This is a genomic window from Enterococcus sp. E4-223 (assembly GCF_035727065.1).
Classification (GTDB): Bacteria; Bacillota; Bacilli; order Lactobacillales; family Enterococcaceae; genus Enterococcus_B; species Enterococcus_B faecium.
The window spans coordinates 179,059-205,816 of record NZ_JAPMLH010000004.1 but is presented as its reverse complement, the minus strand read 5'-3'; the positions used below and the strand labels follow the sequence as shown (position 1 = coordinate 205,816).

The 26,758-nt window shown below is 38.5% G+C and carries 27 protein-coding genes, 1 tRNA gene, 1 pseudogene and 1 other annotated feature; of the genes and pseudogenes, 6 read left to right on the top strand and 23 right to left on the bottom strand.

What is annotated here, in order from left to right:
• Window position 1 precedes the first annotated feature (1 nt).
• Window positions 2-1,045 carry an ABC transporter permease gene (locus OS139_RS07525; protein ID WP_002293994.1) on the bottom strand — a complete coding sequence of 348 codons (1,044 nt, stop codon included), beginning with the start codon at window positions 1,043-1,045 and terminating at the stop codon, window positions 2-4.
• Window positions 1,046-1,987 (bottom strand): oligopeptide ABC transporter permease, encoded by a 942-nt coding sequence (opp3b, locus tag OS139_RS07520; protein WP_002293573.1) that lies wholly within the window; start codon window positions 1,985-1,987, stop codon window positions 1,046-1,048. It abuts the gene before it with no gap.
• An 83-nt stretch (window positions 1,988-2,070) separates the two neighbouring features.
• Between opp3b and OS139_RS07515 the strand changes: the two genes are divergently transcribed.
• Window positions 2,071-2,418 carry a DUF3899 domain-containing protein gene (locus OS139_RS07515; protein WP_002332155.1) on the top strand — a complete coding sequence of 116 codons (348 nt, stop codon included), beginning with the start codon at window positions 2,071-2,073 and terminating at the stop codon, window positions 2,416-2,418.
• A 69-nt stretch (window positions 2,419-2,487) separates the two neighbouring features.
• Here the strand turns inward: OS139_RS07515 and OS139_RS07510 are convergent, their stop codons facing one another.
• Window positions 2,488-4,152, bottom strand: coding sequence for a peptide ABC transporter substrate-binding protein (locus tag OS139_RS07510; protein WP_002332156.1), 1,665 nt, complete (start codon window positions 4,150-4,152; stop codon window positions 2,488-2,490).
• A 178-nt stretch (window positions 4,153-4,330) separates the two neighbouring features.
• On the opposite strand from OS139_RS07510, the pseudogene OS139_RS07505 reads away from it, so the two are divergent.
• Window positions 4,331-4,405, top strand: a pseudogene (locus OS139_RS07505) (ribonuclease P); the annotation flags it as partial.
• A 539-nt stretch (window positions 4,406-4,944) separates the two neighbouring features.
• On the opposite strand, the gene OS139_RS07500 reads toward OS139_RS07505, so the two are convergent.
• Window positions 4,945-5,493 (bottom strand): aminoglycoside 6'-N-acetyltransferase, encoded by a 549-nt coding sequence (locus tag OS139_RS07500; RefSeq protein WP_016628216.1) that lies wholly within the window; start codon window positions 5,491-5,493, stop codon window positions 4,945-4,947.
• A 551-nt stretch (window positions 5,494-6,044) separates the two neighbouring features.
• Between OS139_RS07500 and OS139_RS07495 the strand changes: the two genes are divergently transcribed.
• Window positions 6,045-7,148 (top strand): iron-containing alcohol dehydrogenase family protein, encoded by a 1,104-nt coding sequence (locus OS139_RS07495; protein WP_002332157.1) that lies wholly within the window; start codon window positions 6,045-6,047, stop codon window positions 7,146-7,148.
• On the opposite strand, the gene OS139_RS07490 is transcribed toward OS139_RS07495, so the two are convergent.
• The 7 genes from OS139_RS07490 to OS139_RS07460 form a co-directional block, all read right to left on the bottom strand.
• Entirely contained in the window at window positions 7,145-7,351 is a 207-nt protein-coding gene (locus OS139_RS07490; RefSeq protein ID WP_002307236.1) for a hypothetical protein, read from the bottom strand. The two genes, OS139_RS07495 and OS139_RS07490, sit on opposite strands and share 4 nt — an antisense overlap.
• Complete coding sequence (gene rlmN, locus OS139_RS07485; protein WP_002293986.1) at window positions 7,341-8,408, bottom strand: 23S rRNA (adenine(2503)-C(2))-methyltransferase RlmN; 1,068 nt, start codon at window positions 8,406-8,408, stop codon at window positions 7,341-7,343. Before rlmN ends, OS139_RS07490 begins: the two co-directional genes overlap by 11 nt.
• Before the next feature lie 227 nt (window positions 8,409-8,635).
• Entirely contained in the window at window positions 8,636-11,083 is a 2,448-nt protein-coding gene (locus OS139_RS07480; protein ID WP_002332158.1) for a DNA translocase FtsK, read from the bottom strand.
• Window positions 11,084-11,271: 188 nt separating this feature from the next.
• Entirely contained in the window at window positions 11,272-12,708 is a 1,437-nt protein-coding gene (locus tag OS139_RS07475; protein ID WP_002332159.1) for a glycoside hydrolase family 1 protein, read from the bottom strand.
• Window positions 12,709-13,393: 685 nt separating this feature from the next.
• The gene (locus tag OS139_RS07470; RefSeq protein ID WP_002289242.1) at window positions 13,394-14,209 is read right to left on the bottom strand and encodes an amino acid ABC transporter substrate-binding protein; all 816 of its coding nucleotides are present in this window, start codon (window positions 14,207-14,209) and stop codon (window positions 13,394-13,396) included.
• A 17-nt stretch (window positions 14,210-14,226) separates the two neighbouring features.
• Window positions 14,227-14,862, bottom strand: coding sequence for an amino acid ABC transporter ATP-binding protein (locus OS139_RS07465; RefSeq protein WP_002299692.1), 636 nt, complete (start codon window positions 14,860-14,862; stop codon window positions 14,227-14,229).
• 18 nt (window positions 14,863-14,880) lie between these two features.
• Window positions 14,881-15,522, bottom strand: coding sequence for an amino acid ABC transporter permease (locus OS139_RS07460; RefSeq protein WP_002307224.1), 642 nt, complete (start codon window positions 15,520-15,522; stop codon window positions 14,881-14,883).
• A 155-nt stretch (window positions 15,523-15,677) separates the two neighbouring features.
• Window positions 15,678-15,912 (bottom strand) — a binding site (T-box leader).
• Window positions 15,913-16,011: 99 nt separating this feature from the next.
• On the opposite strand from OS139_RS07460, the gene OS139_RS07455 reads away from it, so the two are divergent.
• Window positions 16,012-16,497: a prolyl-tRNA synthetase associated domain-containing protein gene (locus OS139_RS07455; RefSeq protein WP_002307222.1), complete on the top strand. Its 486-nt coding sequence runs from the start codon at window positions 16,012-16,014 to the stop codon at window positions 16,495-16,497.
• Window positions 16,498-16,624: 127 nt separating this feature from the next.
• Here the strand turns inward: OS139_RS07455 and OS139_RS07450 are convergent, their stop codons facing one another.
• The gene (locus OS139_RS07450; protein WP_002291543.1) at window positions 16,625-16,924 is read right to left on the bottom strand and encodes a bacteriocin immunity protein; all 300 of its coding nucleotides are present in this window, start codon (window positions 16,922-16,924) and stop codon (window positions 16,625-16,627) included.
• Window positions 16,925-17,062: 138 nt separating this feature from the next.
• A tRNA-Thr gene (locus tag OS139_RS07445) sits at window positions 17,063-17,135 on the bottom strand.
• 120 nt (window positions 17,136-17,255) lie between these two features.
• Between OS139_RS07445 and OS139_RS07440 the strand changes: the two genes are divergently transcribed.
• Complete coding sequence (locus OS139_RS07440) at window positions 17,256-17,498, top strand: hypothetical protein (RefSeq protein WP_002294094.1); 243 nt, start codon at window positions 17,256-17,258, stop codon at window positions 17,496-17,498.
• Between the two features lie 138 nt (window positions 17,499-17,636).
• On the opposite strand, the gene upp is transcribed toward OS139_RS07440, so the two are convergent.
• The 9 genes from upp to OS139_RS07395 all read right to left on the bottom strand — a co-directional run bounded on the left by upp (window position 17,637) and on the right by OS139_RS07395 (window position 25,210).
• Window positions 17,637-18,266 (bottom strand): uracil phosphoribosyltransferase, encoded by a 630-nt coding sequence (gene upp / locus OS139_RS07435; RefSeq protein ID WP_002294095.1) that lies wholly within the window; start codon window positions 18,264-18,266, stop codon window positions 17,637-17,639.
• Window positions 18,267-18,399: 133 nt separating this feature from the next.
• Window positions 18,400-19,347 carry an alpha/beta hydrolase gene (locus OS139_RS07430; protein ID WP_002300133.1) on the bottom strand — a complete coding sequence of 316 codons (948 nt, stop codon included), beginning with the start codon at window positions 19,345-19,347 and terminating at the stop codon, window positions 18,400-18,402.
• 162 nt (window positions 19,348-19,509) lie between these two features.
• The gene (glyA, locus tag OS139_RS07425) at window positions 19,510-20,754 is read right to left on the bottom strand and encodes a serine hydroxymethyltransferase (protein WP_325066862.1); all 1,245 of its coding nucleotides are present in this window, start codon (window positions 20,752-20,754) and stop codon (window positions 19,510-19,512) included.
• Between the two features lie 174 nt (window positions 20,755-20,928).
• Window positions 20,929-21,954, bottom strand: a complete 1,026-nt coding sequence (locus OS139_RS07420) for an L-threonylcarbamoyladenylate synthase (RefSeq protein ID WP_002332161.1) — start codon at window positions 21,952-21,954, stop codon at window positions 20,929-20,931.
• A gap of 21 nt (window positions 21,955-21,975) precedes the next feature.
• Window positions 21,976-22,155 carry a hypothetical protein gene (locus OS139_RS07415; protein ID WP_002300130.1) on the bottom strand — a complete coding sequence of 60 codons (180 nt, stop codon included), beginning with the start codon at window positions 22,153-22,155 and terminating at the stop codon, window positions 21,976-21,978.
• Window positions 22,148-22,987, bottom strand: coding sequence for a peptide chain release factor N(5)-glutamine methyltransferase (gene prmC, locus OS139_RS07410; RefSeq protein ID WP_325066860.1), 840 nt, complete (start codon window positions 22,985-22,987; stop codon window positions 22,148-22,150). The genes OS139_RS07415 and prmC overlap by 8 nt, the downstream gene beginning before the upstream one ends.
• Window positions 22,980-24,053, bottom strand: a complete 1,074-nt coding sequence (gene prfA / locus OS139_RS07405; protein WP_002289676.1) for a peptide chain release factor 1 — start codon at window positions 24,051-24,053, stop codon at window positions 22,980-22,982. The genes prmC and prfA overlap by 8 nt, the downstream gene beginning before the upstream one ends.
• 2 nt (window positions 24,054-24,055) lie before the next feature.
• Entirely contained in the window at window positions 24,056-24,640 is a 585-nt protein-coding gene (locus tag OS139_RS07400; protein WP_002289675.1) for a thymidine kinase, read from the bottom strand.
• A 105-nt stretch (window positions 24,641-24,745) separates the two neighbouring features.
• Complete coding sequence (locus tag OS139_RS07395; RefSeq protein ID WP_002332164.1) at window positions 24,746-25,210, bottom strand: GNAT family N-acetyltransferase; 465 nt, start codon at window positions 25,208-25,210, stop codon at window positions 24,746-24,748.
• A gap of 105 nt (window positions 25,211-25,315) precedes the next feature.
• On the opposite strand from OS139_RS07395, the gene OS139_RS07390 reads away from it, so the two are divergent.
• Entirely contained in the window at window positions 25,316-25,918 is a 603-nt protein-coding gene (locus OS139_RS07390) for a class I SAM-dependent methyltransferase (protein WP_002307215.1), read from the top strand.
• A gap of 103 nt (window positions 25,919-26,021) precedes the next feature.
• On the opposite strand, the gene lepB is transcribed toward OS139_RS07390, so the two are convergent.
• Window positions 26,022-26,591, bottom strand: coding sequence for a signal peptidase I (lepB, locus tag OS139_RS07385; RefSeq protein WP_325066859.1), 570 nt, complete (start codon window positions 26,589-26,591; stop codon window positions 26,022-26,024).
• Window positions 26,592-26,758: the final 167 nt, after the last annotated feature.

Sequence of the window (26,758 nt, the reverse complement as noted above, 5' to 3'; positions counted from 1 at the left end):
TTCACTCTTTCATTTTAGGATCAAAGGCATCACGCAATCCATCAGCAAGTAAGTTAAAGCCAATCATGATAACCGATAAAGTTACTGCCGGAATCCATAATAGATAAGGCAGATACAGGAATGTCTTGTACCCTTCGCTCAACATCGTTCCTAATGAAGCTGACGGAGGCGTAAGACCTAAACCGATAAAGCTTAAAAAGGCTTCGAAGAAAATAGCAGATGGAATACTAAACATCATTTGAATAATAATGACACTAGAGATATTCGGCAAAATATGTTTGAATGCAATTTTCATTCTTGATTCACCTAACGTCAATCCAGCTAAAACATATTCTTGATCTTTTAATTTCATTGTTTGTGCACGAACGATACGTGCCATTGGTATCCAGTTTGTGATGGCCATAGCAGCCACGATTGAAAAAATTCCTGGTTCAAAAACGACCAACATCAAAATCATGACAACGAGGTTTGGAATTCCTGATAAGATTTCCAAAAAACGTTGCATCACGTTATCGACACGTCCGCCTAACAAACCAGAAACCAACCCGTAAGCTACACCAATCGTTACATCTAGTAATGCAGCAATAAATGCGATCAGCAACGAGATTCTCGTTCCCATAAATAAGCGGCTTAATACATCACGTCCCAAACCATCTGTTCCTAAAAAGAAATTTACGTTTGAAGGGACGTTTGCTTGAGCATATTTATCAACAAGTTCACCACCGACCATTGCTTTTCCATTCAATCCATCGATATTGATTCCCGGAATACGAGGAGGCAAATTGATATAAGCCACGTTTTGGGCAGTTGGATCATGAGGAGAAACAAAGATTGTGATCACAGAGATCAAAATGATGACCAATAGTAAAACCATTGAAATAACGGCAGCTTTGTTTTTCTTTAAACGGCGCCATGAATCTTGGATAAAATTCAAAGAAGGTGCAGTAATCTGTTCACGTTCTTCTTCGGTATTTTTTTGTAATGGAAGAAACTCATCCGCAGGGATATCTGCGACTGTTTCATAACGCTTTGGTATCATTTCCATTTATCCTCGGCTCCCTTCTGAAACACGAATTCTTGGATCAACTAGACCGTACAACAGATCCACGATCAAAATAACAAAAATCAGCATAAATGAGTAAAGGATCGTTACAGCCATGATCGTAGGATAATCATTTGTTGTAATTGACTTAACGAATTGTTCCCCGATACCAGGAATAGCAAAGATATTTTCTACCACCAGTGATCCGGTCATCAATGCTACAGCTAACGGTCCTAATAAAGTCATCAATGGAATCAAACTATTTCGAAGACCATGTTTAAAGGCGATTTCCCAACGGCTCAATCCTTTTGCTTTTGCTAATTCCACATAATCACTATGCAGTACTTCCACCATTTCCGTACGGATAAACCGAGCAGAGTCAGCAAGCGGTGACATGGCCAACGCAATTGTTGGTAAGATTGTGTACACAAAGCCATCCCATTTTGCGATTGGCAAAACTTGTAATTTGATTGCAAAGATATATTGTAATAAAACAGCAAATACAAAGTTTGGAATGGAACGACCTAATATCGCTACGAGTGTAGAAGATGTATCTGCCCATGTATTTTGCTTCATGGCAGAGATCGTTCCTAAAATCGTTCCTAGGACTGTTCCAAAGATAATTGCCTGTAATCCTAATTGCAAGGATGGTCCGATTCTTCCAGCTAACAAATGTGCGACTGGCTGGTTTTTAAATTGGAAGGAAATTCCAAAATCTCCTTGAAGCAAATTAGAAAGATAAATCCCATATTGTACGATAACTGGTTTATCCAAACCGACTTGTTTATTTAGCATCTCGATTGTTTCAGGACTCAAACGTTCCTGATTCGTATATGGCGTGCCCGGCAGCAATTGCATCAAGAAAAAGGTGATTGTTGCAATTAACCAAAGCGTGATGATCATGAAAAAGACACGTTTTAATACATATTTGATATAACTATTCACTAATGTTTCCCCCTAGCTTTTGACTTCTGACAGATGTTTCGCTACATTATTAGATAATGAACCAAAAATAAAGGAGCAATCAAATGAAAAAAAAATTTATCCCCTACGCAGTAGCTTCTCTACTGATTCTGGTTATTTTAATAAAAAATCTCATCAACCATTCCTTTACACTCATTCAATTATCTAATGATCTATTCTTATGGTCATTGCCGTTTCTGATTATTGGCGGTTTTTTATGGGTCTTTTCTTCGGGTTTCTTCGATCATTTTCAGCGATCGGTCCATCTTGCACGAACAAGGAACCGAAAGAAAAAACCAGAATTTTCCTCGCTCTCGTCTGCCAGCTACGGTATGTACAGCTTTTGGCTGATCATTGCCGGAATACTAATTGCTCTTTCTGCTATTTTCATGCTTTTTTCTTTGTTAGGATAAGTGAATATGAGAACGAGGTTGCGACATTTGCCGCAGCCTCGTTTTTTCTCATGCTCACGGTATTAACGATTATTCTTCAACGTATGTCCATTTGTAATCCCATGAAGCGCCTGCCGCATGGTGAACGATACCTTTGACTTTTTCATTCACTAGGTGACCTTCTGCTTTTTGGTACACCGGAACGACACCCATATCATCAGAGATGATCTTGATTGCTTTTTGGAAATCATCCCAACGGGCTTGTTCATCACCAGCGTCTGTTGATGAAGCTGCTTTAACTGCTTCGTCATATTCTGCATTGCTCCAGCGACCACGGTTGTATGAATTACCTGTGACAAACAAATCAGTAAAGCTGCTTGGGTCTGCATAGTCAGCAGCCCATCCGCCTAGTACTGCGTCAAAATCACCCGAAGTTGAGCGGTCAAGACGTACAGAGAATGGAACAGGTGTTGGTTTGACTGTTACGCCATCCAAGTTTTCTTGGATTGAGTTTTGAACATATTCGATTACTTTTTTCGATGAATCATCATCAGAAGCCATCAAATCAAATTCTAAAGAATCAACGCCCAATTCTTTTTTCGCTTTTTCCCAATATTCTTTTGCTTTATCTTTGTCATAAGAAACTAATTTTCCAGCTTCTTTTGCAAAGTCTTCGTTCGTTGTTGGACTTTTTACCATATCTGATGGGATCAATCCTGTAGAGACAACTGATCCGTCACCTAGTACTTGTTTTACTAAAGCTTCACGATCGATAGAATAAGAAATAGCTTTTCTTAGGTTCACATTGTTGAATGGTGAATTCTTTTCACGTTGATTGAATTCGATATAGCTTGTCCGCGCTTCTTTAACAGAAGTATAAGCTGGATCGTTTGCGTTTTGCTGTGCTAACTCACCAGACAAGATCACGTCATCTGCTTGGCCATCTTTGAATAAGTTCAATGCAGTAGAAGATTCTTTTACTACACTGACTTTGATTTCAGAAAGTTTTACTGTATCTTTGTCCCAGTAATGGTCATTTTTCTTATAAGTCCATTCTGTATCTGTTCCTGGTCCATCAAAATCTTCTAATGTGAATGGTCCATTATAAACAGCTTTATCACTTGCAGATGCATAGGCATCCCCATTTTCTTCCACTACGGATTGTTTTTGTGGGAAAAATGATGGGAAAGCAAGCAGATATTGGAAATATGGTGTTTGTTTCGTCAATTTGATTTCTAATTCATAGTCACCAACTGCTTTGATCCCTAGTTCTGATTTATCTTTCTTTCCAGCTGTGATGTCTTCTGCATTTTCAACTGGCGCATACAGGTAAGCATATTCAGAAGCTGTAGCTGGGTCTACTGTTCGTTGCCAGCCATAAACGTAATCCGCTGCTGTAACAGGATCACCATTTGACCATTTTGCGTCTTCTCGTAATTTGATTTTGTAAGTTAATCCGTCTTCACTGACTTCTGCCAACTCGCTAGCTCCTGCCGGCTGTGGTTTGCTGTCTTCATCAAGACGGTAAATTCCTTCATAAACGTTATTCAATGCTGTAAAACTGATTGTATCTGTTGCAACTGATAAGTCAGCTGTAGGCATTTCCTGAGGCACGACTAAGTTAAATACGCCTCCTCCATCTGCTGAACCGCTTTTTGCTGAACTACTGTTGCTTGTGGCTGAACTGCCGCCATAACATCCAGCAAGTACAAGGCCGCATACCGCAACCAAACCAAATGTAAATTTCTTTTTCATTTTACGTACCCCTTTGTTGGAATTTTCAGAATAATTAATATTTTCTGAAGTTGTTTAAGAGTTTAATGAATAATTATTAAAAAATCAACACTTTTTTTTGTCTTTTTCATAAAATAATGATTTTTTCGTGAGGTTTCAAGGAATTTTTCAGAAAAAATAGCTTTGTACAAGGTTTTCCATGGTCTTCCAAAAGCCATTAAATAATTTTCGTTATATTGTCTATTATTGCCATACAAAGATAAAAAAGAATAAATAAAAAGAAACTGTGACAAAAGTCTTGTCACAGTCCCTTATTCCGAATAAACGGTGTTCAAAAGCCAGTTTCTCGGTATTAAGCCAAATTTATGCAAAAATGTAGAAAGCCATTTTCACAAAATTTTTCTTACTACTCGAAACTAAGCGACTTTTTCACAACCTCTTCCTTAAACGGTGTTCAATCAGCTGGCCCTCGATATTAGTTCAACAAACGGCAAAATATGAAGAACTATTTTTCCGTTTGTTTCTCTAATACTCAGGTCAGGACGCTGATTTCACAACCTCTCCACTAAACGGTGTTCAAAAGCTTGCATCTGCGGTAATAAGCCCAACCAAACGAAAAATATGAGGAGCTATTTTTGTTTGGCTGTTCTTATTACTTGATGCAGGACAGCTTTTTCACAACCTCTGGTACACGATGTTCCAAAAGTAGCTTCTTCGGAAATAAGTTGGAATTTCACAAAAATTCAAGAAGTAATTTTCGTAAATTTCTTCTTATTTCTTGAAGCTGATTACTTCTGTCACAACCTCTTTTTATTATTGAGAATCTTGTCGAGGAATAATCGTTTTTGCCATCCAAATATCCGGTTTGTCCCAGCCATTTGCATTTGGTAAGACACCTACGATTTTATAACCTAATTTTTCATAGAATTCATACGGATGTTCACGAAGGTTCTGGATGGAAGCCACTTTATCAAATGTATGCTCATACAGGTCCGTTTGACTTAACGTTGTTCCATGGTCTAAATCATCCGTACCTAAATAAATCGTGATTCCTCCTCTGGAAGCTACTTCTTTTTCTAAGTAATTGACTAATCGAGTACCTATTTGGTTCTTTCGTCGGGAGCTTTCTACAACTAATGGATGCAATTCCCAACCTGTGATACCGTATTGAGGGATTGCACCAATAAATCCTACTAACTCATCTTGGTCTACCGCTGCTACCGCGATTCGTTCTGGATTCATCATTTCTTCTACTTCTTCTGCCGAGCTGTCTCCATATTCTTCCGGCCAAGTCAGTCTCAGTAAATCAGAAAGCTGATCTTTCAATACTGGATTATTACGGTCAAATTCACTGATTATCATACGTCTTCCCCCTTGTTCTTGCTTATTCTAACAGTCCTTTTGAAAAAACGAAATGTTCTCGCTCAAAAATCTTTAGCTACCAATCAGTATCTCTATTCTTTCATTATTTATCTTACTTATAAAATAAAAAAATTATACAGAAACACTTTATTCAAAATAGGAAAGATCAGGAAAGCCATCAATTGGAGGAAAAAACTCTGTTTGTTCATCATGATATAGATTATCTTTTGCTTTAAAAAAACCAATTATGAATTGACAAATAAAACCTGTTTTCATATAATAATCTTAATTTTTAGAATTTTTAGATAATTACAAAAAAGCAAAGGGAATCGGTAGAAATACTAAGAGGAACAAAAATTCATTATTGTCGTTTTCAATGTTTTTGTACTTGTTCGTTTTTAGGATACTTATTGATGATTTCAAGGTGTTCATGCCACCTTATTCATCACTTATCCTGTCTTAGGTTCACCTCTACTCCATCTACAGCCGCAGTCAGATCGATCACTCTTTAAAATTTTAACCCGTTTCAACGAAGAAAGAAGGAAATGAATATGAGTCAAAGTGTTTTCTTACCAAATTATACCATTGGAACAGATGCGTATGAAAAAGCAAATGGAATCGTCAAAGAATATGGGACAAAAGTAGTGCTGATTGGAGGGAAGACTGCACTTTCAAAGGCAGAAAACAAAATAAAAGCAGCTTTGACACAGGAAATAGAGGTTGTCGCCAGTCTCTGGTACGGGGGTAATTCAACTTATGGAAATATTGAACAGTTGATCCAGCATGAAAGTGTCCAAAAAGCAGACGTCCTGTTTGCAGTCGGTGGTGGCCGTGCTTGCGATACTGTAAAAGTCATTGGTGAAAAACTAGCTAAACCAGTCTTCACCTTTCCCACTATTGGTTCGAACTGTTCGCCCGTCACTGCGGTATGTGTCATCTATAACGAAGAAGGCGTAATGGACGGACTCTTCTTTCCTTCAAAACCACCTGTACACACCTTCATTGATACAGCAATTATTGCCGAAGCACCTGATAAATACTTATGGGCAGGTATTGGCGATGCTTTATCCAAAGAAGTCGAATCTACTTTTTCTGCTCGTGGCGATGATCTAGGCTACACGGATAGATTAGGAATCCAAATCGGAAAAATGTGCATTGATCGTCTCTTGACTTATGGTACGCAAGCATTGAAAGATAGTGCCGACGATCGTCCCTCATATGCAATTGAACAAGTCGTTTCGGATATCATTGTTACTACCGGATTGGTTTCTATTTTAGTTAACAATAACTATAATTCTGCTATGGCACACTCATTCTATTACGGTACGACTGTTCTAGAAAAAATGGAGGGATACCTTCACGGAGCATCTGTCAGTTATGGTGTACTGACCTTATTGATGATGGATCAGCAGTTCGATTTGTTTGATAAAATCTATGTGTTTATGAAAAAGAACCAACTTCCAGTATCGTTAACCGACATGAATCTCAATGTCACGACCGATTTAGAAGCAATCTTAGATAAAGCCATGGCAACAAATGATATTAAACATGTGCCTTATGAAATCACCCGAGAAAAATTTAAACAGGCCATTCTTGACGTAGAAACTTATCATGCTACACAAGAAAGCCAGCAAGGATATAAGAAAATCAGTTAAATAATTGCTAAAACCCCCATCAAGCAGGCTGTCATCAAATTGAGGACATTTCTTTGCTTGATGAGGGTTTTTCTTGTCAAAAAAAGCTTTATAGCTTTCGCTATAGAATCTTTTCTCTTATTTAAGTTGAACAGTTCCTTAATTAAGAAAACTGCTCCTTTTATGGTAATTGAAAAAACGAGTAGGCTACGATTATTTGGCAACTGTTTTTTTCATTTGCTTGCTTCGCAATTGTCCGCAAGCTGCATCAATATCTGTACCATGTTCTTTACGTATCACACAGTTTACGCCGTTTTTCTTCAATACATCATAAAATCTCAATACATCAGCTTTTGGACTGCGAGAATATTGATCATGTTCACTGACTGGATTATATGGAATCAAGTTGACATATGCTAATTTTTTCTTATCTTTTAATAGATCGGCTAATTGCTGTGCATGCTCTGGTCTGTCATTTACTTGATTTAACATGATATATTCAAACGTGATTCGACGGTTTGTTTTCTCTAAATACTCATCTACAGCTTCCATCAATTTCTCGATTGGGAAACTTCGGTTGATCCGCATGATCGATGTTCGCACCTCATTATTCGGCGCGTGCAAGGAAATAGCCAGATTGACTTGCAAGCCGTTATTAGCGAATTCCTTGATTTTGTGTGCTAATCCACTAGTGGAAACTGTAATGTGCCGAGCACCAATTGCCAATCCTTTGGCATCATTGATGATATGCAAAAAGTCCATTACATTGTCGTAATTATCAAATGGCTCACCGATCCCCATTACAACGACATGTGAAACGCGTTCGCCAAGATTGCGCTCATCAAAATAATGTTGGACCATCATGATCTGCGCAACAATTTCTCCAGCAGTCAGATCACGGTTCTTTTTGAGCAGCCCGCTTGCACAAAATGTACAGCCGATATTACATCCTACTTGTGTCGTCACACAAACTGACAAGCCATATTCTTGTCTCATCAGTACAGTCTCAATCATGTTTTTATCAGGGAGTTCAAACAAATATTTTACTGTACCATCCGAAGCTTCTTGGACGACCATCTGTTTTAGAGGATTGATGATAAAATGCTCCGATAATTTTTCGATCAACTGTTTCGATAGATTCGTCATTTCTGTGAAATTACTTACACGTTTTTGATACAACCATTCCCAAACTTGGGCAGCTCGGAATTTTTTCTCGCCGTTTTCTATAAACCAATTGATTAATTCTTCATTCGTCAAGCCATAAATGGACTGTTTTTCCAAAGCATTTCCCTCTTTTTCTCAAAGTTTCGCTACATACTATACATGATTCATTTCCTTAATGCAATACTTCACAAATAAATCGAATAGAACTTTAATCTCACAAAAACTAAAAAGACAAGACATCATACCGTATTAGAAAAGATGGAAAAAAACATTTTTTCTTTTGGTATCATCATGCCTTGTCTTTTTATTGGTTATTCGTTTTTCAACCCTTCATCACACAAGTTTTACATGTCATTATCGTCCGGCAACGTTTCTGATGTTTCTTCCTGCTCAATGAATACTTTCCGAGGCTTGCTTCCTTCTGACGGGCCAACAACTCCATGAGCTTCCAGTTCATCTACTAAACGTGCTGCTCGGTTGTAACCGATCCGAAATCTTCTTTGGAGAAGGGAAATACTTGCCGTTTGCATTTCAACAACAAGTGCTTTTGCTTCTTCAAACAGCTCATCTTGTGGCTGTTCTGGAGCACCTGTCGTTTCAACTTCATCTGTCGGCATCATTTTCTCTTCATAATGAGCTTCTTGCTGATCTGTAACAAATTGAACGACCCGTTCTACTTCGTGGTCAGAAATGAATGCTCCTTGCACACGGATCGGTTTATTCTCACCCATTGGCAAGAATAGCATATCTCCTCGCCCTAAGAGCTTTTCTGCCCCATTAGAATCAATGATCGTCCGAGAATCTGTACCGCTTGATACCGCAAATGCCATTCTGGAAGGTACATTTGCTTTGATGATTCCTGTGATAACATCCACACTTGGACGTTGAGTAGCTAGGATCATATGAATCCCCGCCGCCCGAGCCATTTGCGCTAAACGAATAATCGCATCTTCAACTTCATTGCTGGCTACCATCATCAAATCAGCTAATTCATCTACGATCACTACGATGAATGGTAAGGTTGGATGTTTCGTTCCGTTTTCCAAGTTTTTCTGTTGAACAAATTCATTGTAACCAGAAATATTTCTTACTCCGGTTGCCGCGAATTTTTCATATCGTTCTTCCATTTCTTGTACTACTTTTTGTAAGGCTTGCGCTGCTTTTCTAGGGTTCGTCACGACCGGCGTCAACAGATGAGGTATGCCGTTGTACATATTCAATTCAACCATTTTCGGATCGATCATCATCAGTTTTACTTCATGGGGCTTAGCACGCATTAATATACTTGTGATGATCCCATTAATTGCTACTGACTTCCCACTACCAGTCGAACCAGCCACGAGTAAGTGAGGCATCTTCGAAAGATCAGCCGTTTGTACCCGTCCAGAAACATCACGTCCTAAAGGTACTTCTAGTAATTTATCTGGGTGGTTTGGTTGTGCTTCGATGATTTCTCTAAAGGAAACCATACTGATCTTTCCATTTGGTACTTCAATACCAATCAGTGATTTACCTGGAATCGGTGCTTCCATCCGGACATCTTTCGCCGCTAAAGCAAGCGCGATATCATCTGTTAAGTTCACAATTTTACTTACTTTTACCCCTACAGCCGGCTGGACTTCGAATTTTGTGACGGATGGTCCTAAGCTGGCTTTGACGACCTTGGCATCGACACCGAAACTTTGGAAAGTTTGTTCTAATACGCCGATATTTTTTTCAATTTTTTTATACTCATCACTTTGATCCACAGTTGGTATAGAATCAAGCAAATCAACTGTCGGTAATTCATAGTCTTGATTTTCCTGTTCTGCTTCAATCTCAAATTCTAATGAGGTACCGTCATCCTCTGGCAACTCATCTGAAAAACCTTCTGCTGTATTGGTCTGTTTTGGTGTATCTGGTACTGGTTTCTCTAGATTCGCAGGATGGATATTTTCTTGAAAACTGTCGATTGGAACAAAACTTAGCTGCTCCGGCTCTGTATTTTCTGGTTCCTGCCATTCATCAGCAGTATTTTCCCTTTGTTGGCTCACCGCTTTTTTCTTCTCATATTCTGCAGCTTCTTTTTCTGCAGCTTCTTTTGCAGCTAAGCGCCTTGCTTCTTTCGCTTCTGCGCGCTGTTTCATTCTCTCTTCCTTTGCCGCTTGCTTTCGAGCTTGCTTGGCAGGATCACCTTCCAATAATTCCTGTACACGTTCTCCAATTGATTGGATACTATTTAACAGCTGATAGCCTTCCAGATTACTGAACAGGAATGCTCCTCCTGCCAGTAATAGCACTGCTGCTAAATAACTTCCAGGCTGTGCAATCAAGAAGTAAGTAAAATGATAAAGGATTGCTCCAATCATCCCACCACCAACGTTATTGTCTACTTGACTTTGTTTTATATCACTGGCTAACAAATCCCATGTCGTCCCCATGATATTTGGTTCCCCAGTATGGAGTTTGCCAAATAAATGGGCATGTAACAATAATAAGATACCGAAATAAAAGAGTATGCCGCCAAACCAGCGTCGGTTTTTACCAATTGAAAACTCTGTATTCTTAATGACAATCCAAAATCCTAATACGGCTAATAAAAGACAGAGGATTTGGTAAGTATTTCCTGCAATGATCCGAAAGCCGTTTGCAATCAATATTCCTAAAAAACCTAATTTTAAAAAGCCGAAGACAGCAAATAAAATCAAGGCAAACCCAACACCAATCGTCAGCATTTGTTCCTGCTGCTGTTTTTGCTTTTTCGTTTTTTTCGTCTTTTTCCTTTTTTTAGTAGGCCGTTTCTTTTGTGCCATTTATTATCCCTCATTTCATCAAGTTTCATTATACAAAAAAAAGCAAGGGAACTAAAGTTTTGTTTGAAAGAACTGACGCTTTCTTTCATTTTTCAGCTTGTTTTACAGTTTTTCTTAATTTCTAAACGATTTTATCAAAAAAAGGCACGGCCATATCCAGCCGTACCTTCTTGTTTTAAGTATGTGAACTAAAGGTTCTCTCCATTTTCTTCAATCAGTTTTTGATACCAGTAATAACTGTCTTTCTTGTATCGTTCCAAAGATCCTTCTTGTGTTTCATCTTGATCAACATATACAAATCCATATCGCTTTTGATAACCGTTCAGCCAGCTAAGCAAATCTGTATAAGACCAGGTGCAATAGCCTAGGACTTCTGCTCCATCCGAAATTGCTTCTTTGATGGCTTTGACGTGGCTTTGTAAGTAATTGATTCGATAGTCGTCATGGATTTGTTTATCTTCTGTCAACTTGTCATACTCTCCTAAGCCATTTTCCGTAATCAGTACCGGCATGCGGTAACGGCTTGTGATACGACGCAGTCCGATCCTTAATCCTTCTGGGTCAATCTCCCAGTCCCAATTTGTTCGTTCGACAAATGGATTCTCAACTTTTTTATACATTCCAAGAACTCCAGTTTCTTCTGATGAACCTTTTTTTCCTGTCGTATTCATTTTTCCTGCACCAACTCCGTTTAATGGATTGAATGCATTCGTCGCCGTTTGATAGTAATTGATCCCAAGAAAATCTGGTTTAGCAGATTCTAGCAATTCTGCATCGCCAGCTTCAATCGTTGGTGCCCATCCTTTTTCTTCTAAGAACCTCATGGCAGCAATCGGATATTTTCCCCACATATAGACATCCATCCAATAATTGGCCATCAGGTCTTCTGCATTTTCAGCAGCCAGAACATTTTCAGGATTACTGTCAATTGGATAATTTGGCGTATACGCAAAGCTTGGTCCGATTTTCCCAGGCATTTCTAACTCGTGAAATTTATTGATGACAAATGCATTTGCTAAATTAGCAATATGGTTAACTTCATACATTCGTTTCGGGTCTGTCACACCTGGCGGATGTGCTGCTAACAAATAACCTAATGAAGTGAAGATATTTTGTTCATTCAAACTAATCCAGTAATGGACTTTCCCGCGGAATGCCTCAAATAATGTTTCTGCATAATGAGTGAAATCTTCAATGATCTGACGTGATTCCCAACCATTATATTCATCTTGCAATGCTTGTGGAAGATCCCAATGATATAAAGTCAACATAGGTTCGATATCGTTTTCAATCAATTCGTCGATCAATCTCTCATAAAAAGCGAGCCCAGCTTGATTGACTTCTCCTCGTCCATTAGGAAAAATCCGTGTCCAAGCTACAGAGAAGCGGTAAGCTTTCAGACCTTGTTCTTTCATTAAAGCAATATCTTCTTTATAACGATGATAGTGGTCTACTGCCAAATCACCGTTCGTTCCTTTAAATGTCTTTCCTGGAATCCGAACAAATCGATCCCAGACTGATTCTCCTTTCCCATCTTCTTGCCAAGCTCCTTCTACTTGATACGCTGCAGAAGCAGAGCCCCACAGAAAATCTTTTGGAAATGAGGTAAGTTCTTTGTGTTCCATTCATCTCTTCCTTTCCTATAACCTTCAATCGTTCCTCTTTTAGAATAACACGAAACCCCTTCCACAACAAAATAAAATTATGTAAAGGAGGTTGTGACAGAAGTGGTCAGCTTCAAGAAACAAGAAGTAATGTACGAAAATTGCTTCTCAAAGTTTTGTAAAATTTCGGCTTATTTTTCGAAGAAGCTACTTCTGGAACACCGTGTATAAGAGGTTGTGAAAAAGCTACCCTGCATCAAGTAATAAGAACAGCCAAGTAAAAACAGCTTCTTATGTTTTTACTTGGCTGGATTTATTACCGCAGATGCAAGCTTTTGAACACCGTTTACCAAGAGGTTGTGAAATCAGCACTTTGACCTGAGTATTAGAGAAACAAACGGCAAAATAGTTCCTCATATTTTGCCGTTTTTTGAGCTAATACCGAGAGTCAGCTGATTGAACACCGTTTAAGAAAGAGGTTGTGAAAAAGTCGCTTAGTTTCGAGTAGTAAGAAAAATTTTGTGAAAATGGCTTTCTACATTTTTGCATAAATTTGGCTTAATACCGAGAAACTGGCTTTTGAACACCGTTTACCAAGAGGTTGTGAGCCTGCCATTCAGCTCCGAGTCACAAGGAGTTGGCAGGAGAACACTGTTTATTCGGAAAAAGGGACTGTGACACGTCTTTTGTCACAGTCCCCTATTTGTTAATTTCTCGGCGTAACATCTTCGCCAAACCATTTATCGGATATTTTTTGGAATTCACCTGTTTTCTCTAGTTGATCTAGGGCTTCATTGATTTTTTTCACTAATGTACTATCTGACTTTCGTGCACCAACTGCAAAATCCTCACTTTCATAAGAACCTTTTGTTATGTTGAAGTCTTCTAGTTCGTTTCTTTGTTTCAAATAATAGTCTGCGTATACTTTATCCATCAGCAGACCATCGACCCGTCTGCTTTTCAGATCGATCAATGCTTCATTAAAACTATCATACAAAACAGCATCTTGGTTTTTGACTATCTCTTTTAATACTTCTGGTTGTTTCGTAAATACATCATAACCAGATGACCCATTTTGCGCACCTAGTCTCTTATTATTCATTTGTCCAAAGTTTGTGATTCCTGATTCTTTAGGTGTGATCAGCACTTGATCGTTTTCCATATAAGGTTTTGTAAATTGCACTTTCTTTTCTCTTGCCGGCGTTTTGGAATAGCCGTTCCATATCAAATCGATCGTTCCATTGTTCAGTTCAAATTCCTTCATTGACCAGTCAATGGGCTGAAAGTCTACCGTAATCCCATATTGTTCAAAGACTGCTTTGGCTAAATCAATATCAAATCCTGTGAGCTTCCCGTCTTTATCTCTAAATCCCATAGGAACAAATGTATCGTCTAAACCTATAACGATTTTTTTCTCTTCGTTGATAGTCGCCCAATTATCTGCTGAAGTTTTTTTGTTCGAACAGCCTGCAAAAAGAAGAAGACCTGCGATCAAAGCGAATAGAAAACTAGTTTTTTTCATCTCTGTCTTCTCCTTTCTTAATGAATTGGGGAAACTTTTAGTAATTGATCACCGACATTTTCTGCAAATACTAAATCATGGGTGACAATAATTTGGGTTACCCCATCTTCTTTCAATGATAGGATCAAACGCTCGACTTGCTGGCGTAATTCAGGATCTAAAGCACTTGTTGGTTCATCATAAGCCAATACCCGTGGATTCATAGCCAATGCTCTGGCAATCGCTACCCGCTGTTTTTGTCCGCCAGAAAGCTGATAAGGATAGTTATTCAATAAATCACTAATCCCTAATGAAGCCGCTAATTCTTCTGCTTTTTTGGTGTATTCTTCTTTTGTCTGTTTCAATACCATTTTTGGTGCTAAGGTAATGTTTTCAAAAATATTCAGATGTGGAAATAGCTGGAAGTCTTGGAATACGACTCCTACAACTTGTTCTTTCATTTTAAGCTCGAATGGGTTGAACGGTACACCATCTAAATAAAATTCTCCGCTGTCAGAACTTTCTAAGCCAGCCAAGATACGTAAAAGCGTGGTTTTACCGCCACCGGAAGGACCTACGATAGCTAATGTTTTCCCATCTGGAATGATTAGATTCAAATCTTTGATTATTTTTTTTTCACCAAATGCTTTGTTCACTTTCTTCAATTCAATCATATTTCTTCCTCCTATCAGTTAGCGGTAATAATTTAATTTTCCTTCAACTTGTTTCATTACGATTGTTAGAATACCAGTCAATGTAAGATAGATGATTGCCACGCCTAGCAAAGGCAGTAAAGTCGCGTCGCGTTCCATCGCGATTTTCCCAGCACGCATTACGTCACCTAAACCTAATATATAGATCAAGGAAGAATCTTTGACCAAGTTGATAACTTCATTCCCTACAGAAGGTAAAACAATCTTTGTCACTTGTGGGATGACGATTTTCGTCACCGTTTGAAAGGGACTTAATTGCAAAACTTGCGCTGCTTCATATTGACCTTGAGGAATCGATTGTATCCCTCCACGAAAGATCTCTGCAAAATAAGCTGCATAGTTTAAGATAAAGGCAATGAGTGCTGCTTCGAAACGATCAAAAACGATCCCAATCGTCGGCAACCCATAAAAAATAAAAATCAGTTGCAACAACAGCGGTGTTCCCCGCATAACCCATACATATGTTTGAAGCAAGTAGCGTAGCGGCTTAAAATGCAAGGACAATCCTAGTGCTAAAATAATCCCTAATGGCAACGAGCCAATCAAGGTAAATAAAAATAATTTCAATGTTGTGAGTGCTCCTACTAATAATTGCGGCATAACTTCAATTAAATACTCCATCTTCTTTTCCTCCTTTAAAATAAAAAAATCCTCTTGGCAAATGCCAAGAGGACGTATTATACGTGGTTCCACCTCTGTTTATTTTTTCCTTGCAGAAAAAACCTCACACAGTCGTTGCCGTTCAGATGAAAACAAAACGTCCTTTGATCCGAAGATCAAAGGACGTTAATCACGTGGTTCCACCTTTTTTTACCGGCTCCTCACGGAAAAGCCAGCCTTACCTGGTCATCTAGCAACGACCGCAGCTGTAACGGGCTCCCCGGATTTTCCTACTATACGCTTCAGAAAATCGACTCCAAGATGTGTTTCACGGTTAACTGCTGCCTCTTTCCACCAACCAGAGACTCTCTAAAAACACCTAACTGCTACTCTTCTTTTCGATGTCATTTGTTTTAACTTTACGTGTAATTTACATGATTATTTTTCATTTGTCAACTCTTGTCAACTCTTTTTTATGATACACTAATAAAAAAAGGAGGGTGATGCGCGATGAGTCGTGCAACCGAACAAGAAGCTTATGAACTACTAAAAAAACTGGATATCTCTTTTCAAAAAGTCGATCATCCTGCGATTACGTCAGTCAAAAATGTCCCTTTTTCCCTACCTGGTCCGCAAGTAAAAAATCTATTATTGAAATCAAGAAAAGGAAAACAAATCTATCTTGTCATCTTGCCTGATGAAAAGCATGCCGATTTAAAACAACTAGCTGAACAATTAAAAGAAAAGCGCTTATCTTTTGTTTCTGAAGAACAGCTTCCTGACCTCCTAGGCGTTCCAGCAGGTACAGTGACTCCATTAGCATTGATGCACGACAAAGAGAAAAAAATCCAAGTCGTGATCGATGCTGCTATTGATCGTCAAGATACCGTAGGCTTTCATCCAAATATCAATACCACTACGTTGATCATGGATTTTTCCGACTTTGAAAAGATACTTGCTTACTTAGAACATCTGCCAGTTTATGAAAATTTGTAGCAAAAAATTCCCCAAAGTTAAGATAAATCCATTTAACTTTGGGAATGAATAGAATCATTTGAACCTAGCGTTATTTGAAAAAACTACAATTGAATTAGTAGAAAACTTTTGATTGATACAAATCTTTTTATAAATGCCCAAAAGTAATCGGTGCCGAAGCCATTCCTCGACCTAATTCTTTTTCAAATTTTCCTATTGTTGATATCTCCATATAAAACGGTGAGACTGGTTTAGACAATTCCCCCTTGATTGCTAACGGTCGTAAACTACGTTCCAAATTATTCATGACTTTAGGATAATACTGACCTTTTTCTAAGCCTGTTTTTGCTTCTATCAGAAGTATACGTTCCTTTTCATTGATCTCTGGATTTAAAACGAGATCATATAATTTTAGTACCATGTTTTCTATTTCTTCACTTTTAGACATCACAATTTCCTCCCAGAAATATATTTCTCCCCACTACATTCTATAAACAAAGTATACGCTATTTTTAATGGTTTTTAAATCACACAGACATAAATAAAAAAGACAGATACCCTGGTCGGGTATCTGTCTTTTGCTTTATGCCAGCTGCAGGGATCGAACCTGTGACCTACGCGTTACGAGTGCGTTGCTCTACCAACTGAGCTAAGCTGGCCTTATCCAAAAGAAATTATATACTCTATTTGGCTGATTGTAAAGAGTCCGATGGAAAATTAGTTTAATTTCATGATATTTTTCATAAAACGTGGTATAATAGATGTGAAAGGCAGGTTTTATGAAAATGGCAACTTTTGGAAAATTTGATACAACTATCGTACCATCGGAAATTGGTGAAAAATTCAAGATCAATACTCACGTAATGTTCACAATTCACGGCAAGTCGCAAACTGGAACGATTTCAAAGCAATTGAAAAATTCCGCTGTTGTTGAGATTGATGAAACTGCAGAAAATGCGAACTTGATGACGCAAAGTAAGGGTGTAGTAATCGTTAACTACAAAGAACTAAAAAAGATTTGAATTTGACCATCTCTGCATTTTTGGGATGGTTTTTTTATATGCAAACGAAAGCTGTGAAAAAGCTGTTCTGCATCAAACGTTAAAAATGACCAAAAAAGGATGTGACAAAAGTTGTGTCACACCCTTTTTCGTATTTACTTATTTTGTACCAAACAAACGGTCACCCGCATCCCCTAGTCCAGGAACGATATAACCATGTTCATTCAATTTTTCATCTAGAGAAGCTGTATAGATGTCAATATCAGGATGCGCTTCTTGCAAAGCTTTTACTCCCTCAGGTGCTGCTACCAAACAAACAAATTTGATGTTCGACGCGCCACGTTCTTTCAATGCATCGATTGCCATGATTGCTGATCCGCCTGTTGCCAACATTGGATCTACTACAAACAACTGACGTGCATCAATGTCTTCTGGAAGTTTGACGAAATATTCATGTGGTTCCAATGTTTCTTCATCTCGATAAAGACCGATATGTCCCACTTTAGCAGCTGGAATCAATTCCAAGATACCGTCAACCATTCCAATACCTGCGCGCAAGATTGGAATAATCGCTACTTTTTTACCAGACAACGTTTTTTGTGTTGTTTCAGTGATCGGTGTTTCGATCACGATGTCTTCCAATGGCATATCCCGTGATACTTCATATGCCATCAACATAGCGATTTCATCGACTACTTCACGAAAAACCTTTGTTCCGCAGTTTTTGTCCCGAATAATAGTTAGTTTGTGTTGAATCAATGGATGATCGATCACTTGAAATTTGCCCATTTTTTAAGCTCTCCTTTGCTCTGTCGTTTCTTTTTAATTGTAAAACAAAATCAAGTGATTGACTAGTCAAACTCGCCATTTTTCCTAAGAAAATCCGTTTTTGAAAAGAAGTTTTCCTGCGGACAAGCAAAGCTTATTCTTTTTTCTTGATCCAAGAAGTAGATAATGCCATTGCTGCACGCGTTGCCTTTGTCTGATCCATAGCATTTACCATGACAAAATCATGGATGATTCCTTGGAAGCGTACTTGTGTAACAGGAACCCCTGCATCACGAAGTTTGCGCGCATAAGCCTCACCTTCATCTCTTAATACATCCGCTTCTCCCGTTAAAATCATTGCTGGAGGAAGATCATTTAGTTCATTCAGGTCTGCTCTCAAAGGCGAAGCTGTGATTTCAGCACGCTCTTCTTCATTCGTCGTATATTGGTCCCAAAACCACATCATTCCTTCTCTTGTCAAAAAATAGTTTTCTCCGAATTCATGATAGGAATCTGTATCAAAATCAGCGTTTGTGACTGGATAATACAGCAATTGCTTGGATATTGGGAGGCCCTTTCGTTCTTTTGTTAAGATCGTCATGACTGTAGCCATGTTACCACCTACTGAATCTCCTGCAACGATTAGATTCTCGAGATCCAGATTTTTTGACTTGGCTAATTTATTCAGCTGTTGCAACACAGCATAATTTTGTTCAATTGCTGTTGGATATTTTGCTTCTGGTGATCGACTATATTCTGGAAAGACAACGACGGAATTCGTACGAACCGCAAGTTCTCTGATCAATTTATCATGGGTTTGAGCACTGCCAAAAACCCAGCCTGCTCCATGAATATAAAAAATAACTGGTAATTTATCCATATTCCCTTCTGGTCGTACGAGACGAATATTGAGTTTTCCCCATTCGCCAGTATCCACCATCAAGTCTTCAATATCGACGGAATATTTGTTCACAGGTGATTCTTGTACTTCTTCTAGTAAAGCTCTTCCTTCTTCCGGTGCTAGTTCATAGATACGCGGATGAGGCGCATTTGCATCACTGAATGCTACTGCTTCCTTTTCTAACGAGATACGATCAGTCATGACTTTTCCTCCCTGAGATTTAGTGTGAAGACTAAAATTACACCTCATATACTAGAGAGCATCACTGATATTGTCAAAGAATCCGTTTTCCCAAAAAATAAACAGAAAAAAACAGAAAAGCCCAACATTGAACTTTTCTGTTTACTAATGGAATTTAAATTTTTATTTTTTATGCAACGGAAATTTTTCAGTTAATTCGCGTACACCTGTTTTGACTTCGTCTAGTTGAACGTTATCATCTTTTGCTTGTAATGCTTTGACAACTAGTTCAGCCACTTTTACAGCATCTTCTTCTTTGAACCCGCGAGTAGTGATTGCTGGCGTGCCGATTCGAATACCGCTTGTTTTGAATGGACTTAGTGTTTCAAAAGGAATTGAGTTTTTATTTACCGTGATATTCACACTGTCCAAAATGCTCTCTGCTTCTTTTCCATTTATACCTAACTCGCGAACATCGATCAACATCAGATGATTATCTGTCGCCCCTGAAATGACTCTGGTTCCAATTGCTTGATTGAACACTTTGACCATTGCTTTTGCATTGGCGATGATTTGTTCACTATATTCTTTAAATGCAGGATCTAATGCTTCTTTGAATGCTACTGCTTTCCCCGCAATCACATGCTCTAGAGGGCCGCCTTGAATACCAGGAAATACCGCACTATTTATTTTTTTTGCTAATGCTTCATCGTTTGTCAAAATCATGCCGCCTCGAGGTCCGCGCAATGTTTTATGAGTGGTAGTCGTTGTGGTATCTGCATAAGGAACTGGATTAGGATGAAGTCCTGCTGCTACTAATCCTGCGATATGAGCCATATCTACCATCAGTTTTGCGCCTACTTCATCTGCGATTTCTCTGAATTTCGCAAAGTCGATCGTTCGTCCGTAAGCACTGGCACCTGCTACGATCAATTTTGGTTGATGTTTTCTAGCTAAAATACGTACCACATTATAATCAATAACTTCTGTTGTCGGATCAACACCGTAAGCAACAAAGTGATAGGTTTTGCCACTGAAGTTGACTGGTGATCCATGTGTTAGATGTCCGCCTGCGGAAAGATCCATTCCTAAGATCGTGTCCCCTGGTTCTACCAAAGCGAGATAAGCAGCCGTGTTGGCTTGAGAGCCGGAGTGAGGCTGGACGTTCGCAAATTTCGCTCCGAATAATTCTTTTGCACGGTCAATCGCTAAATTTTCAACGATATCGACAAATTCACACCCACCATAATAGCGATGCCCTGGATAACCTTCTGCGTATTTATTTGTCAAGATACTTCCTTGTGCAGCCATCACTGCTTCGGAGACAAAGTTTTCAGAGGCAATCAGCTCCAAATTATGTTCTTGTCTTTCTTCTTCTTTGGCGATCGCAGCCCAAAGATCAGGGTCAAACGTTTTGTAATCTACCACAAACAACAGCTCCTTTTTATTTTCCTACAATTTTATTTTTCCCATCAAAAACAAATTGCCAAATATTCGTATCTCTTCTATTACGATTAGTTACGCTTAGTTTTTCGTTCACTGATAGAAGATTTACTTGATAGCATTGTATCATACTAAAAGAATGCGACAATAACCAATCGATCATTTTTCAAAATAATTTTGTCCTGCTGCTTTTTTCAAGCGATTCATATAAGCATTCCCCAATCCAGTTTCTGGATATACTTGTACAAAAATCAAATCTAATCCAAGTGTTGGTTCATCTAATCCTCTTAGACCTGCAAACAATCCTTTAGCCGCCGCTTCTACTGAGTTGTCGTTATACATATAAACAGCTGCAGTATCTGTCCGCACTTGATCCGCAATTTCGGGGCTTGCTATGACACCTGCACGGATCTTCTTATTTTTTGCCCATTGAACTGCAGTTGACCAATCGCCATCTCTGACCATCAGAACACGTGTATCGGGTGAGTAGTGTTTGTATTTCATCCCAGGCGCTTTTGGTGTTTCATTTTCTTTTACAAGATGCTGATCAATAGCAACAGGAGATTCGATGACTGCTTCGATTTGTTCTTTCGTTACTGCACCTGGTCGTAAAATCATAGGCATGGCTGTTGGATCACTTAAATCAAGAACAGTGGATTCTACACCAATTCGAGTAGCTCCATCATCAATAATCCCGGTAATTTTTCCTTGTAGATCATGATATACATGATCTGCAGTCGTTGGACTTGGTTTTCCCGACGTATTTGCACTTGGACCGACAAGCGGAACACCGGAAAGTTTGATTACTTCTAGCGTTTTTTTGTTATCCGGCATACGAAATGCAGCTGTGGATAATCCTCCCGTCACAACTGAGGGCAAAGTGTCTTTTTTAATCTTAAATATCAAAGTTAATGGTCCAGGCCAGAAGTTCTTCACAATCTTCTCTGCTGCCGGATGAAAGTTGTCCACATACTCTTTTACTTGTTCAAAAGAGGCGACATGGACGATTAATGGATTATCTTGCGGTCTCCCTTTTACAGAAAACACTTTCTTGACAGCGTTTGGTAAAAGAGCGTTGGCGCCCAATCCGTATACTGTTTCGGTAGGAAAAGCAACAAGTTCTCCTGCTTTCAGTGCTTCGGCTGCCTCTTGCAATTCTGTTTCATCATATCGTTTCGTTTCCACAGTTTATCCACAACCCCTTTTTCATACATTCTTATTTTGTCTGAGTTTATCCTCAAGTTTTCCACTGTTTGTGGATAATCTATTTGTCAATAGTGGATAAACTTGTTGATAAACCAAAAAGTCGTTTACATCCTTGTCAAATAAGTGTTTTTTTATAATAAAAAAACAAATAAAAAATTTTTCATCCACAACTTCAACCATAAACTTGGATCATTCGTTCATTGCCAAAAAGATCCTTTTTTATCTTCACTTTTTTATCTGGAAATGCTTGCTGAAATATTTTTTTTACTGCTTCACCTTGGCGAAATCCGATTTCTAAAAAAATCTTTCCATTTGATTTTAGTACGCTTGGTGCTTCAACTGCTATTTTTTCATAAATAGCTAATCCATCGTTCTCAGCAAAAAGGGCCATTTTAGGTTCGAATGATCGGACACTTTCATCCATCAGTTCCCATTCATTCCGACTGATGTACGGCGGATTAGAAATAATCACATCAAATTGCTGATCCATTACTGGTCCTAATGTATCTCCATGATAAAAACTGATTTTCGTTCCTTCTTTCTGAGCATTTTCTTTCGCTACTTCTAATGCTTCTTCTGAAAGATCCACAGCAGATACATGCCAATTTCTTCTTGCTGCTTTCAAACTAATAGCAATTGCTCCAGTCCCTGTCCCAATATCTATCACTTCTAACGGTACATCAGGCGTCTCGTCTAAACACCATTCGACTAACTCCTCTGTTTCTGGTCGAGGGATCAGTGTTGCTTCAGTTATCTTTAACCGATGATCATAAAAATCTGCATATCCTAGCAAATACTGAGGTGGATGATCTGCAAGCAAAAGTCGCAGATCGGTTTCGATCAACCGCTGTTCTTCTTCTGAAATCTCTTCGTTCATATGAAGGAGCCAATCAAGTTTTTTCCATTGTTTTCGTTCCAAAAATAAAAATTGGATACTATATGCTTCTTTCCCATGATCCTCTAAAAAAGAAGAAGCCCGTGACAGGACTTCTCGATAGGTCATTTTACCCATTTTGCATAGCTTCCAGTTTTGATGTTTGATCATACATGATCAATGCATCAACGATCTCATCTAATTTCCCTGCTAAAATCTGATCTAATTTTTGGATAGTTAATCCGATACGATGATCAGTCACACGATTTTGCGGGAAATTATACGTCCGGATCCGTTCTGAACGATCCCCAGTTCCGACTGCTGATTTTCGATTGGCATCATACTCGCTTTGTGCTTCTTGCTGGATCTTATCGTACACACGAGCACGCAAGATTTTCATTGCTTTTTCACGGTTCTTGATTTGAGAACGTTCATCTTGCATAGCAACAACGATCCCTGTTGGTAAGTGAGTCAAACGTACAGCAGATGCTGTTTTATTGACGTGCTGTCCGCCAGCACCTGAAGCATGATAGATATCTGTACGGATATCTTTGTCTTCAATATCGATCTCTACTTCTTCAGCTTCTGGCATCACGACAACTGTTGCGGTGGAAGTATGGATACGCCCTTGCGATTCAGTTGAAGGAACACGCTGGACGCGGTGCGCACCACTTTCATATTTTAATTTCGAATATACGTTGTCTCCGGTGATCATCATGATCACTTCTTTATATCCACCGATTCCGGTAACGTTAGCTTCCATCACTTCTGTTTTCCAGCCTTGTGCTTCAGCATACTTTTGGTACATATTGAAAAGATCGCCAGCGAATAAGGCTGCTTCGTCTCCGCCTGCTGCTCCACGGATTTCCATGATGATATTTTTATCGTCATTTGGATCTTTTGGTAAAAGCAAGATCTTGATTTTTTCTTCTAAGACTTCTTTTTCTTTTTTTAATTCAGATAATTCTTCTTTTGCTAGTTCAGCCATTTCATCATCCAGTTTTTCACCAAGCAGTTCTTCTGTATCGGTGATTCCTTGTACTACTTCTTTATAACGACGATAAACTTCGACTGTTTCGCGCGTGTTTGCTTCTTCTTTTGAAAGCTGCATAAAACGCTTTGTATCAGAAATCACTTCTGGGTCACTTAAAAGTTCTCCAAGCTCTTCATAACGGTCTTCAATTGCTTGTAATTGATCGTACATGCTTATTCTCCTTCTGTAATCATTGATGGGTGAAAGTAATGTTTTCGACAAACGGGGTAATAAGCTTCATTTCCGCCGATTTGCACTTGATCGCCTTCATAAACAGGGTTTCCATCAATATAATGTAAATTCATGATTGCTTTTTTGTGGCAGAACCAACAGATTGTTTTCATTTCTTCGATTTTGTCTGCATAAAGCAATAAATATTTTGATCCTTCAAATAACTCGTTTCGAAAATCATTTTTCAAACCAAATGCCATAACCGGAATATCCAATTCGTCCACAATTCTCGTAAAAGCAATGACATGTTTCTTTTTTAAGAATTGCGCTTCATCGATCAGCACACAATAGGGTTTGCTTTCCATTTTCTGAATTACGTCAAATACGTCTGTTTCTTCAAATATCGGCATCGCATTACGTTTCAGTCCGATTCGGCTTGAAACAACGCCTAAACCATCTCTTGTATCAATACCGCTTGTCATTAAGACAACTGGCTTATTTTGTTCTTCATAATTATGTGCGACTTTTAGGATCTCGATCGTCTTGCCGCTATTCATTGCGCCATACTTAAAAAATAGTTGTGCCATGCTCTTTTTCACCTTCCAGTTTGTTCCTATGGTATTATACTTGATTTTCAGCATTTTTTACAGTGAGAATTTTCATCAAGCACAGATTAGTATTAAATCTATTGCTCACTTTTGTTCCAATTTTTTGACAAGAACTAAACATGGGTTCCATTCATCCCATAAATTTGGAAAAACTTCCAACCTTGAAAATCCTAATGATTCGTAGAAACAAATAGTTTGATCATATATAGAGTAGTGCCCCTCGTCTACAGTCTTCACTTGCAAATATTTGTAATGTTTTGCTGCGTAACCTTCTGCTTCTTTAAAAAGTTTTGTTCCTAATCCTTGGTGATGATAGTCTTTTTTTATTCCCATACAATAGATTTCGGCAGTATCTTCACTTGTCTGTGAAAGAGTGGTAAAGCCTAAATATTCTTCTTTTCTTTTTTCACACCATAAAGGTAGTTTACTTGATTCCTCGATATATTTTTCCGTTGATTCAGGAAGCCCAAACCACTCAGGCAAGTCTAGTAATATTTCTCGGACACACTTTCCTTTTTCCTCTCTATCTTTTACAAACGATATCGGCATATTCTTTCTAGATTCTCCCTTTTTGAATTGAGTATAGCATGCTTTCTTTCTTTTCACGTGCTATAATAAGTTAAAATTTCAAAGTTTTACGTAAGGAGCTATTTGATGACAAAAAATATTTTTGATTCCATCGCTAACCATTATGATTCCCCTGACCGTCAAGCATTAGCCAAGATTATTCGCGAAGAACTAACTACTTATCTACCGCGCGACAGCCACCAAAAAGTCCTGCTGGATTACGGAGGCGGAACTGGGCTTGTTAGTTTACCGCTTGCGGAAAGATTCAAAGAACTGATCATTGCCGATGCTTCGGAAACTATGCTGAAAATGGCAGAAGAAAAGATCCAAGCAGCAGATCTGAAAAATGTCCGAACGATCCACGCTGATGCTTCTGTCGAATTTCCTGCTGTCCAAGCTAATCTCATCCTTCTATCACTTGTACTTTTACACATTCCTGATACGGAGAATATTCTTACAAAACTTTATGAAATTTTAGCTCCTGGCGGTCAATTGATCATCGTAGACTTTGACAAGAATGAACAAATTAGTCATCCGAAAGTCCATAATGGCTTTAGCCAAGAAGAATTGAATAATCGATTGGAAAAAACGGGCTTTGTCTCTGCTACTAGTCATACCTTCCATCGTGGGGAAAAGCTATTTATGAACAAAAACGCTTCGCTTTTCTTATCCATCAGCCAAAAATCTTAAAATGAGATTGCAAAAAAAGTGAGCAACTCCAAGAAATAAGAAGGAATTTTCGGAAAAAGAAGCTGTGACAAAAAACATGTCACAGCTTCTTTTTATTTTTTCATCACATGATTTTGATTTCTGAAAGAGGCCAATAACGGAAAACAACTTTTCCTTGGATCATATCTTTGTCGACTAACCCAAACATTCGGCTGTCTTTTGAAATCAAGCGGTTATCGCCTAGAACAAGATACTTTCCTTTCGGCACAGTATATTCAAAGTCACTCGTAAAGGTGGATGAACTTTCTGCTTGTGCTTGGAATCCTGAGCTATAAGCATATTCTCCTTGTAACTTATCTTCTGAAAATTCTTTTTTGAACTCATCCAGATAAGGTTCATCATACTTTTTGCCATTAATGGTCAACTGGTCATTTTCCATCTTGACTGTATCTCCAGGCATACCGATGATCCGTTTAACAATCATCCGTTCTTCATCCCCCGGTTCCTTTGTAGTAATAATATCCATTCGTTCATGGTTTGAGATCTTAGATGAAATCAATCGTTGTCCATCACTTAATGTAGGGTCCATCGAATGCCCGTTTACAGTAACTGGTGTAAACACGTACACTCTAGCTAATAAAATAGCCGCTAATACAAGGATCAAAATCCCCCAATTTTTCAAAAATTCTTTCACAGCTTACCTCCTACTTGTATTTTCCTCGTTATTTATTACGTTTTTTCACAATACTTCGTTGTACTTTCTTTATTCTACAATGTTTATAAATGAAAGGAAAGAATAAGTGATGTGTTCGTCTTATCTTTCTCGTTATATAAAAAAGGAACGTGACAAAAGACGTGTCA

What these genes read in the sequence shown, in the direction of transcription:
- OS139_RS07450 (WP_002291543.1), bottom strand. Translation starts at nt 16,924, where the DNA reads ATGTCTAAAAGTGAAGAAATAGAAAACATGGTACTAAAATTATATGAT.
- OS139_RS07495 (WP_002332157.1), top strand. Translation starts at nt 6,045, where the DNA reads ATGAGTCAAAGTGTTTTCTTACCAAATTATACCATTGGAACAGATGCG.
- OS139_RS07440 (WP_002294094.1), top strand. Translation starts at nt 17,256, where the DNA reads ATGAAAATGGCAACTTTTGGAAAATTTGATACAACTATCGTACCATCG.
- prmC (WP_325066860.1), bottom strand. Translation starts at nt 22,987, where the DNA reads ATGGGTAAAATGACCTATCGAGAAGTCCTGTCACGGGCTTCTTCTTTT.
- OS139_RS07480 (WP_002332158.1), bottom strand. Translation starts at nt 11,083, where the DNA reads ATGGCACAAAAGAAACGGCCTACTAAAAAAAGGAAAAAGACGAAAAAA.
- OS139_RS07430 (WP_002300133.1), bottom strand. Translation starts at nt 19,347, where the DNA reads ATGACTGATCGTATCTCGTTAGAAAAGGAAGCAGTAGCATTCAGTGAT.
- OS139_RS07525 (WP_002293994.1), bottom strand. Translation starts at nt 1,045, where the DNA reads ATGGAAATGATACCAAAGCGTTATGAAACAGTCGCAGATATCCCTGCG.
- OS139_RS07510 (WP_002332156.1), bottom strand. Translation starts at nt 4,152, where the DNA reads ATGAAAAAGAAATTTACATTTGGTTTGGTTGCGGTATGCGGCCTTGTA.
- upp (WP_002294095.1), bottom strand. Translation starts at nt 18,266, where the DNA reads ATGGGCAAATTTCAAGTGATCGATCATCCATTGATTCAACACAAACTA.
- OS139_RS07515 (WP_002332155.1), top strand. Translation starts at nt 2,071, where the DNA reads ATGAAAAAAAAATTTATCCCCTACGCAGTAGCTTCTCTACTGATTCTG.
- OS139_RS07455 (WP_002307222.1), top strand. Translation starts at nt 16,012, where the DNA reads ATGAGTCGTGCAACCGAACAAGAAGCTTATGAACTACTAAAAAAACTG.
- OS139_RS07460 (WP_002307224.1), bottom strand. Translation starts at nt 15,522, where the DNA reads ATGGAGTATTTAATTGAAGTTATGCCGCAATTATTAGTAGGAGCACTC.
- OS139_RS07470 (WP_002289242.1), bottom strand. Translation starts at nt 14,209, where the DNA reads ATGAAAAAAACTAGTTTTCTATTCGCTTTGATCGCAGGTCTTCTTCTT.
- OS139_RS07465 (WP_002299692.1), bottom strand. Translation starts at nt 14,862, where the DNA reads ATGATTGAATTGAAGAAAGTGAACAAAGCATTTGGTGAAAAAAAAATA.
- OS139_RS07475 (WP_002332159.1), bottom strand. Translation starts at nt 12,708, where the DNA reads ATGGAACACAAAGAACTTACCTCATTTCCAAAAGATTTTCTGTGGGGC.
- OS139_RS07500 (WP_016628216.1), bottom strand. Translation starts at nt 5,493, where the DNA reads ATGATAATCAGTGAATTTGACCGTAATAATCCAGTATTGAAAGATCAG.
- OS139_RS07400 (WP_002289675.1), bottom strand. Translation starts at nt 24,640, where the DNA reads ATGGCACAACTATTTTTTAAGTATGGCGCAATGAATAGCGGCAAGACG.
- prfA (WP_002289676.1), bottom strand. Translation starts at nt 24,053, where the DNA reads ATGTACGATCAATTACAAGCAATTGAAGACCGTTATGAAGAGCTTGGA.
- OS139_RS07390 (WP_002307215.1), top strand. Translation starts at nt 25,316, where the DNA reads ATGACAAAAAATATTTTTGATTCCATCGCTAACCATTATGATTCCCCT.
- OS139_RS07395 (WP_002332164.1), bottom strand. Translation starts at nt 25,210, where the DNA reads ATGCCGATATCGTTTGTAAAAGATAGAGAGGAAAAAGGAAAGTGTGTC.
- OS139_RS07415 (WP_002300130.1), bottom strand. Translation starts at nt 22,155, where the DNA reads ATGGTTGAAGTTGTGGATGAAAAATTTTTTATTTGTTTTTTTATTATA.